1 protein-coding gene is annotated in these 1,307 nt (G+C 30.3%); it reads right to left on the reverse strand.

Going from position 1 to position 1,307, the window contains the following annotated elements:
- Window positions 1-495: 495 nt before the first annotated feature.
- Entirely contained in the window at window positions 496-1,143 is a 648-nt protein-coding gene (locus EIY84_RS11740; RefSeq protein WP_124643393.1) for a DUF4844 domain-containing protein, read from the reverse strand.
- Window positions 1,144-1,307: the final 164 nt, after the last annotated feature.

The following is a 1,307-nucleotide window of genomic DNA, read 5'->3' on the forward strand; positions in this document are numbered from 1 at the left end:
GACTGATAATTTTCGCCAAGTCACTTCAATTTTTCACGCACACAAATTCAGGAATTCTCAGCCCAATATTTTAAAAATCAGCACGGTTAAAACGGAATAATTTTCAGTATGATATTCAGCACAATTTTTCGAAAATCAACAGGATAATTTTCGGCAAGATATTCAGCACAATTTTTTGAATTTTCAGGCAGAAATTATTCGGCATAAAATTTAGAAATCAGCAGGGTAGAGGTCAAAAAATTTTCAAATTTGTAAAATCTTCAATTTGATAACGCTCCTCAAATATTACGGACAACGGAAAAGGGCTTTGCGAGGTGCGGGCTACTGCAACCGAAACTGGGGAGGAGAACCAATCTCTAGCAAAAACTTTTTCCATTTTTTAAAATTACGAAAAAACTAAAAAATGGAAAAGTTTTTTGCGGGTATTTTCTAAAATTTCTCTGAGATTTCCTTCAACCCCGCATCTTGCAAAACCCATGTTATCGGCAGTTTCTCTTATTTTCTAAATATTTTAATCTGTTTTAATCTAATTTTAGCGTCTTCTAAATTATAAGTTTCTTTTGAAAGTTGTTCAACTAATTCATATTCTCCAAATTTAATCCTTTTATTTCCACTCTCATTGTCAATAAGGTTCAATTCTCCGCAATTTTTGCATCTAACAATGTTAAAATCATTTTGAATGCTGTTATCCATTTTTTCTAGAATAAAAGTTTCAAGCTTTTTTTCGCATTTAGTGCATTTAGAAACCAAAGTTTCAATTACTTTTTCTTTTCCACGAATTAAATCGGAAATTTTCTTTAATGTCAAAAAAGTTGAACCATAAAGAAACTTGTTTAAATCTTTTGAAAGATTAATTTCCACAATTTTTGAAATCTGATCAAAATTCTCCGCCATAAATTCTCTTTCTTCCGTATCAAGATTTTTGGAAATGCTTTTGAGATTAGATTTCAATATTTTTAAAATATCATTTTGGCTCTTGTTGTTGTGTATTGCTTTTCTCATTTCAGAAATACAATTGTCCACAAAATTTTCCATATAATCACAAATTTCTTGGCTTGAAGGATTTAAACCTCTTTGAAGCCATTTTTCATCAGAAAATTTTTTAGTATTCTGTAATTCTTCAAGTTTTTCTGAAATATTCATAATTGTCTTTTTGTGCTGATTTTTTTTGAAATTGCCGATAACGGTTTGCGGCTTTGTGAAGTGCGGGCTTTGATTATCAAGTACTTATGCAATCTCTACACTTAGCAAAAAGCCATTTTCCTTTTGCTAAAATACGAAAATTAGGAAAAGAAAATGGCTTTTTG

It is taken from the genome of Amniculibacterium aquaticum (genome assembly GCF_003852705.1).
In the GTDB taxonomy this organism is placed as follows: Bacteria; Bacteroidota; Bacteroidia; order Flavobacteriales; family Weeksellaceae; genus Amniculibacterium; species Amniculibacterium aquaticum.

Coding starts and splice junctions, on each gene's coding strand:
- EIY84_RS11740 (WP_124643393.1), bottom strand. CDS start 1,143: ATGAATATTTCAGAAAAACTTGAAGAATTACAGAATACTAAAAAATTT.